Here is a 7,887-nt window from a genome sequence, read left to right as displayed (position 1 = left end):
GTCGGCACGATGCCGGCTCCATCGCGAACGCCAGCGACCTTCCCACCGGCACGACCAACGTCGGCTCACAGCGTCACGAACCCCGACCCAGGCTCGTGATCTCCTCACAGCGGTCGCTGCCCAGAGCAACACCGAGCCCGGATCGATCCGCTCCGGACCGCGGCAACCAGCCGCCAGAACTTGGGCGCGCATTCGGCGGGAACGGCCGTAGAGAGCCGGCTACAGCCGGGACCGGGCGGACAGACAACAGCGCCCCTCACCTTGCGTTTCCGCAGGTGAGGGGCGCTTCGCTGTAGCCCCGACGGGATTCGAACCCGCGCTACCGCCTTGAGAGGGCGGCGTGCTAGGCCGCTACACAACGGGGCCGTTGCGACCGTGGTCGCGAGGTGAAACTGTACCCGAGCCTCGCTCCGACTCCAAACCGGCTGGAGATCGTCGCCTGGCCGTGCCGGGCGCTGGGGTACCAGGACTCGAACCTAGACTAACTGAACCAGAATCAGTCGTGCTGCCAATTACACCATACCCCACTGGATCGCACGGGTTTCCCCGCGCAACCGCCCGGTAAGGATAGCGGTCGGGCCGCGTCGGAACCAAACCGGCAGCCCGGCCGCCATCCATGATCACGCCAGCCGCAGCAGCAGCCGGTCCAGCCCCACCAGGAACCCCGTGGCCGCGGCGTTGCGGCCGGTCAGCGTGAGCGTCAGCGAGTGTGATCCAGCCGACAGCTCCAGCGACCCGAGCGCCACCGGGTCGGCGACGCGGACGCCGGCGTTGTAGCCGTCGAACGCGGGCCCGACCGGTGCACCGTCGATCGACAGCTGGACGATGCCGTAGTCGACCGCCTGGGTGAGCACCGCCGACAGCGAGTACACGCCGGCCGTCGGGACGTCGAAGCGCAGCGTCGCAACATCGGACGCGGACGTCGCGCGGAACCACAGCTGCGCCCCGCCGGACCACGACACGCCGCAGCAGTTGCCCTGCGGCCCGATCGGCGCGGTGGCGGAGACCTCCGGCAGCAGCGACTCCCCCTCGACGCTCAGGGTCCGGCCGCTCGTCCCCGACGCCACCGAGGAGTACGGCCCCGCGTTGCCCGACGAGTCCAGCGCGCGGACCCGGTAGTGCCAGGTCTCCCCCAGGCCCAGGCCGGAGTGCACGAAACCGGGCGACGTCACCGTCGCGACGAGGGTCGACGGCGACGGCGTGAAGTCCGGCGACCGCGACGCGTGCAGCTCGTAGCGGGCCACCGCTACGTCGTCGACGGCGGGGGCCCAGGTGACGGAGATCGCGTTCACCGCCGATCCGGAGGCGACCAGTCCCGGCACCGGCGACGGCGCGGACCGGTCCGTGAACGGGCGGACGTGCGACAGCACCTCGTAGGACGCCGCGGTCCACGCGGGCGCCCCCGGGACCGGCGTCAGCGTGACCGTCAGCGACGGCTTCCCGCCGGTCAGCGACGGCGGCAGCTCGAACTCGTCGTGCAGCCAGCGCGAGTGCGTATTCCGCAGGGGCTGCCGCCAGACACCGGCGGCGACGCCGTCGACCGACACCGCCACGGCCTGCCCGGCCTGTGCCTGGTCGGACAATCGCCGCAGCCGCACGCCCTCGTTGGCCGGGTCGACGTCCACGTCGAACGACACCGCGGCCGTCGCGTCCGACACCGTCGCCGTCACCGGCACCACGTCGTCGTCGCCCTCGAAGGTGGAGGTCAGCGACCGGCCGCCGGCGCCGGCGTCCACCACGTCGGTCACCCGCAGGCCCACCGCGTCGCGGTGGCCGTACCAGAACGCGGTCGACCCGTAGACCGCCGGCTCGTTCGCCGTCGGGCCGTGCTCGATGCCGAACCGCAGCCCGCTCCGGAACTCGACCGCGTCGCCGATCATCAGCCGGTAGGCGGCGTCGCACTGGTACTCGCAGCCGAACCGGTGGGTCTCCATCTCCGGCGCGCCGTTCATCGGGTTGGAGAACTCGTTGCGGTTGAAGTACCAGCCGCCCTCGTAGAAGTCCTCCGACCCGGTGCCGTTGAGCTGCGGCGTGCGCATGCCGTCGACGTAGACCCGCTCGTCGCCCTCGAGGTAGTTGCGGATGTTGCCGCCGGTGATCCGGCCCTCCATGGTGTGGTTGACGCCGACGAACTTGCCGTGGCCGACCACGTCGAGGAACACCCAGTCGCGGCCGAACTCGGTGTCGCCGCGGCGGCTCTCGGCCTGGAAGTAGCCCAGCGACGGCGACGCACCGCGCAGCCCCCGCGCGACGGACGCGTCGCGGGCATAGGTGATCGACGACGACCCTGCCTCCAGCGCCACGTCGGACTCGTTGACCAGGGTCACCTCCGCCGACCGGCCGTACGGCATCGGCCACCACGCGCGGTACCAGCCGTCGTCGGCGGTGTCCATCGCGTACATCAGCGACCGCACCTCGTTCTCGCCGAGCCCGGAGCCGAAGAACTCGCCGACCGGCGCGTCGACCGTCTGCTCACCGTCGAACGCGATCCGCAGCCGCAGCCCGCTCAGCAGGGCGTCGGACGCCGCGACGACGGGCTCCTGGCCGGGGTCCGGCGGGTAGGTGTAGGTCCGCTCGCCCTGCCAGCGCTGCTCGACGATGGCGTAGTCGTGCGCGACCTCGCTCTCGCGCGCGGCCGCCGACGCGCCGACGTCCACCTCGTCGGTCCGCACCGGCGCGCCGTCGACGACGGAGTCCACCCAGTAGCGGAACTCGTTGTAGTCGATGCCGGCGGACACGAAGGTGTTCGTGACGGTGATCTCGGACTTGCCCGCGGTGGCCGACGCCGGCAGCTCCACCGTCTGGTCGGCCCACTCCCCGCCGGTCCCGGGCAGCGGCTGCCACTCGGCGACCTGGACGCCGTCGACGGAGACCGTGGCGCGCTGCTCGCCGGAGAACGTGTCCAGCCGACGGGTGAGCCGCACGCCGTCGTTGTCCGGGTCGATCGCGACGGTGAACGTGCTGGTCCCGACGTGGGCGCGCCCGTCGTCGGTGACGCTCGGGCCCTCCTCGGGGCCGACCACCTGCGGCAGCTGCAGCGCGAGCTCGGTCAGCAGCCCGGAGCCGCTGAACCGGCCCAGCCGCACGCTCTCCCCCGGCGCCAGCGCGAAGTCGCGCGTGGTCGTCCGGGCGTCCGGCCGCGGGGGCTTCGGATCGCGCGTCCCGTAGCCCGCGAGCACGTCCAGCACGTCCGCGGGCACCTCGTCCGGGTCGAACGTCTCCACGCCCTCGGCGGTGGCGAACGTGCGGTGCGTGACGTGGTGGAACAGCGGGTTGTTCGTGGTCGAGACGCGCATCGACTCGCGATATGGCATGGGCAGCTTGATGGTGACGCCGCCGGAGCTCTGGTCGGCGTTCGCCACCAGCGGGAACACGAACGGCGGGCCGAGCTCGCCGTCCACGACGTCCTGGAGCGGCGCGTCCAGCACCACCGAACCGTCCAGTTCGACGACGATGTTCCCGGTCGCCGAGACGTCGCCGCCGTCGCGGGTGAACCAGATCGAGTCGATCTCGCCGGCGCCGGTGTGCTCGGCGATCACACAGCCGTGATCGCCCTGGTAGAGGCAGGAGTAGGTGCCGACGAACCCGTCGTCGTTGCCGCCGGCGCGGTCGTAGCTGGAGAACTGCTCGGCGCCGACTCCGGTGTGCAGCTCCGGCAGCCGATCCAGCTGCCTGTAGACGTCCCAGCCGACGGCTCCGTTCGGGTTTCCGACGGGGTCAGGCGCGGCGCCCGCGGCCGGTGCGGCCGCCGCCGCGGTGGCGATGAGGGCGGTGGTCAGGATCAGTCGTGCCGGCTTCATGTCACTCCCTACTGGGTCGCGTTGCGGGCGTAGACCTCGGCGGCGTTCTCCTGCGTGATCAGCTCGGTGTCGAGGATCTGCTCCTTCTCGACGTCGGCGCACTCGACGAGGATCTGCTGGGCGGTGGCGATGGCCTCCTTGCCGCCGGTCGGGTAGACGAAGGTGGCCGAGAGCCGGCCCTCCTCGACGGCCTTGATGCCGCCTGACGGGATCGGCAGCGCGTCGATGCCGATGAACCGCATCTCGGTCTCACGGCCGGCAGCCTGGGCGGCGAGGTAGGCGCCCTCGGCCATCGGGTCGTTGTGCGCGTAGACGACGTCGATGTCCTGGTTGGCCTGCAGGATCGCCTCGAACTGGCTCTGCCCCTTCTCGCGCAGCCAGTCGCCGACGCCCTCGGCGACGATCTCGATGCCCGGGTTCGCCGCAATGCCCTCGCGGAAGCCGTCGGCCCGCTCCTGCGCCGGGGTCGACCCGGGCAGGCCCTTCAGCTCGGCGACGGTGCCGCCGTCGGGCAGCAGCTCGGTGGCGACGTACTCGCCGGCGGCCCGGCCGATCTCGGTGTTGTCGGCGCCGATGAACTGCGTGTACGCGTCGCTCTCGATCTTGCGGTCCAGGACGATGACGGGGATGCCCTCGTTGTAGGCCCGCTCGACGACGGCGGTCAGCGGCGCCGCCTCGTTGGGGCTGATGATGAGCAGGTCGATGCCCTGGGTGAGGAAGTTCTCGACGTCTGCGACCTGCTTGGCGTTGTCCTGGGCGGCGTCGGCGAACACCACCTCGAACTGGTCGACCTCGGCGGCCGCGGCCTCGATGTCGTCGTCCATCTGCTGCCGGTACGGCTCGGCGACGTTGGCCTGGCTCATGCCGATGAGGTACTCGCCGTCGGCGCCGGCGCACTCCGCGCCCTCCTCGGGCGTCGCGTCGCCGCCGGCGGACTCGGGCACGTCCGACTCGGTGCCGCACGCGGCGGTGAACAGCAGTGCGGAGCCGCACAGGGCGGCCAGGGTACGAGTGGATCGGGACATGGCGGTTCCTCTCGTGGGAGTCACTTCTGCTGGGATCGGAAGGCCTGGATGCCGGCCGCGGCGACGATGATCACGCCCTTGATCAGGAGCTGGACGTTGGAGTCGATGTTGTTGAGGGCGAGGATGTTGTTGAGGATGCCGAGCAGCAGGGCGCCGGCGAGCGTGCCCGACACGGTGCCGACGCCGCCCATGAGGCTGGTGCCGCCGATCACGACGGCGGCGATGGCGTCCAGCTCGTAGCCCATGCCGTCGTTCGGGCTGCCCTGGTTGAGCTGGCCGGCGTGGATGATCCCGGCGAGGGCGGCCAGCAGCCCGGAGATCGCGAACACCGTCACCTTCACGCGCGTGACGGGGATGCCGGACAGCCGGGCCGCCCGCTCGTTGCCGCCGATCGCGTAGACGTGCCGGGCGAACACGGTCTTGCGGACGACGATGAGCGCGATGACACCGACGCCGGCGAAGATCAGCGCCGGGATCGGCACCGTCCCGTTGAAGGTCCGCGAGTTCAGCAGCGAGAACGCCCGCGGGGCGACGTCGGCGCCGTCGCCGTAGGCCAGCGCGATGCCCTGGCCGCCGGACCAGATGCGAGCCAGCCCGCGGGCCACCTGCAGCCCGGCCAAGGTGACGATGAACGCCTGGATGCCCAGCCGGGCGGACAGGTACCCCTGGGTGGCGCCGAAGGCCAGCCCGATGGTGAGGATGATGAGGATCGTCATGGCGACGCCGAAGTCGTGCACCATGAGCAGACTCGCCGTGCCGGTGGCGGCCAGGCCGAGGATCGCGCCGACCGACAGGTCGATGCCCGCGATGAGGATCACGAACGTCATCCCGATGGCCAGGATCCCGATCTCCGAGACCGCACGGACGATGTTGAGCAGGTTCTCCGAGTTCAGGAAGACGATCTCGCCGCCGCGTCGAGGCGAGAACACGATCGCGGCCAGGAAGACCATGATCAGCGCCACGTAGCTCTGCAGCGTGAAGAACCGCTCCGGGATGACGAACCGGCGCCGCTTCGTCGCGGCCTCGGCCGTCGGTTCGGTGGTGTCGACGCTCATCCTTGCCTCCCTGACGCCTCGCGGCGGGCCGCGGTGGACGCCCCCTCCACGGTCGTGTGCTGTTCGAGGCTCGCCGCGGCGAGGATCGCCTCCTGGGTGGCGCTCCGGCCGTCGAGCACGGTGACGACGCGGCCGCCGCGCAGGACGGCGATGCGGTCGCAGATGCCCAGCAGCTCCGGCAGCTCCGACGACGCGACGAGCACGGCCATGCCGCCCGCCGCCAGCCGGGCGAGCAGCCGGTAGATCTCGGACTTGGCGCCGATGTCGACGCCGCGGGTCGGGTCGTCGAGCAGCAGCAGCCGCGGCTCGCGCAGCAGGTGCCGGGCGAACACGACCTTCTGCTGGTTGCCGCCGGACAGCGTGCCGACGGCGGACTCCGCGCTCGCGGTCTTGATGTGCAGGTCGCGGATCGACGCCGCGACGGCCGACCGCTCCCGCGAGGCGCGCCGCCAGCCGGCCCGGGCCAGCGTCGGCAGCGCCGAGAGCACGATGTTCGCGGCGACCGACTCCATCATCACCAGCCCGCTCACCCGCCGGTCCTCGGGCACGTAGCCGATGCCGGCGGCGATGGCGTCGCGCGGGCTGGCCAGCCGCACCGGTGCGCCGTCCAGCTCGACCGTCCCCGAGAGCCGATGCCCGGCCAGGCCGAACAGCGCGTCCAGCAGCTCGGTGCGGCCGGCGCCCAGCAGCCCCGCGAGGCCGACCACCTCGCCGGCGCGCACCTCGAGGTCGACGTCGCGCGGCTCGGTGCGTCCGCCGCCCGGGTGCTCGGCGACGGTGAGCCCGCGGACGGCGAGCCGGACGGCGTCGCGCGGCGGCTCGCGGTCAGGAAAGAGCTGCTCGATCGGCTGGCCGACCATCATGCGGATGACCTCGGCCGGTGCGGTCTCGGCGACGACGAACGTGCCGGCGTTGCGGCCGTCGCGCATGACCGTGCCGCGGTCGGCGACGACGGCGATCTCGTCCATACGATGGGAGATGAACACGACGCCGACGCCGCGGCGCCGCAGCCGCGGGAGGATCGCGAACAGCCGCTCCACCTCGGAGTCCGACAGCGCCGACGTCGGCTCGTCCATGACGAGGATCCGCGCCTCCAGGCTCAGCGCCTTGGCGATCGCGACCATCTGCTGCTCGCCGACCCGCAGCGAGCTCAGCGTACGCGACGGCGACAGCTCGATGCCGATGTCGTCGAGCAGCTCGCGGGCATGCCGGCGCATCGCCGCACGGTCCAGCGTGCGGAACCGGGTGCGCGGCTCGCGGCCCAGGAAGAGGTTCTCGGTGACCGTCGCCTGCGGCACCAGGTCGAGCTCCTGGTGGATCATCGCGACGCCCGCGGCCTGCGCGTCGGCGGGGGTGGCGAACGCGACCGGCTCGCCGTCGATCTCGATGGCGCCCTCGTCGGGCCGGACCACGCCGGACAGGACGTTCATCAGCGTCGACTTGCCGGCGCCGTTCTCGCCGAGCAGCGCGTGCACCTCACCGGCGCCGACCGTCAGGTCGACACCGCGCAGCGCGTGGACACCTCCGAAGTGCTTCACGATCCCGCGCATCTGGAGCAGCGGTACGAGCAATCGATTTCTCCTCTCGCCGCGACGGGCCTGGCAGTCCTCGCTCGGTGGTTACGCTCGGTGGGCCGCCGGAAGGCGGTGGGTCGGAGCCGGGTAGGACGGCGCGAACGAGGCGGGCGGCCCGGTGGCCGCGGTCGACACCGTGCCCGCGGCGACGTCGGCGGCGGCCACCGCGGCCTCGACCGCCGCGTCCAGCTCGTCCGGGCGGCATGCGATGCGGGCGTTGAGCACCGCGGTCACCGGCGTCCCACCCAGGAGGGGCGCGCTCGCGTCGAGGTCGCGGACCGGCGGGCGGGCCGCGTCGACCAGGCTGAGCTTGGTGATCCCGCCGCCGGCGCCGATGGCCACCTTCGCGTGTCCGACCGTCCAGCCGCGCTGGGCGGCCGCCGCGCCGAGGTGGGCCAGCGCCGCCTCGCCCCAGCGGGCCGGCGGCACGGGC

The 7,887-nt window shown here is 72.2% G+C and carries 4 protein-coding genes, 2 tRNA genes and 1 pseudogene; all 7 read right to left on the bottom strand.

What is annotated here, in order from left to right:
- Nucleotides 1-293: 293 nt before the first annotated feature.
- Nucleotides 294-366: transfer RNA gene (locus DY240_RS25460), tRNA-Glu, on the bottom strand.
- 89 nt (nucleotides 367-455) lie between these two features.
- Nucleotides 456-527 (bottom strand) — tRNA-Gln (locus DY240_RS25455).
- 93 nt (nucleotides 528-620) lie between these two features.
- Nucleotides 621-3,800: a DUF2961 domain-containing protein gene (locus tag DY240_RS25450; RefSeq protein ID WP_119662493.1), complete on the bottom strand. Its 3,180-nt coding sequence runs from the start codon at nucleotides 3,798-3,800 to the stop codon at nucleotides 621-623.
- An 8-nt stretch (nucleotides 3,801-3,808) separates the two neighbouring features.
- Nucleotides 3,809-4,825: a substrate-binding domain-containing protein gene (locus tag DY240_RS25445; protein ID WP_119662492.1), complete on the bottom strand. Its 1,017-nt coding sequence runs from the start codon at nucleotides 4,823-4,825 to the stop codon at nucleotides 3,809-3,811.
- 20 nt (nucleotides 4,826-4,845) lie between these two features.
- Entirely contained in the window at nucleotides 4,846-5,880 is a 1,035-nt protein-coding gene (locus DY240_RS25440) for an ABC transporter permease (protein ID WP_119662491.1), read from the bottom strand.
- Nucleotides 5,877-7,451, bottom strand: a complete 1,575-nt coding sequence (locus DY240_RS25435) for a sugar ABC transporter ATP-binding protein (RefSeq protein WP_233552877.1) — start codon at nucleotides 7,449-7,451, stop codon at nucleotides 5,877-5,879. Before DY240_RS25435 ends, DY240_RS25440 begins: the two co-directional genes overlap by 4 nt.
- A gap of 48 nt (nucleotides 7,452-7,499) precedes the next feature.
- A pseudogene (locus DY240_RS32505) lies at nucleotides 7,500-7,887 on the bottom strand (hypothetical protein); the annotation flags it as partial.

Source organism: Jiangella rhizosphaerae (assembly GCF_003579925.1).
GTDB classification, from domain to species: Bacteria; Actinomycetota; Actinomycetes; order Jiangellales; family Jiangellaceae; genus Jiangella; species Jiangella rhizosphaerae.
Note: the sequence above shows the minus strand (reverse complement) of the source record. Positions and strands in the feature narration are given on the sequence as shown.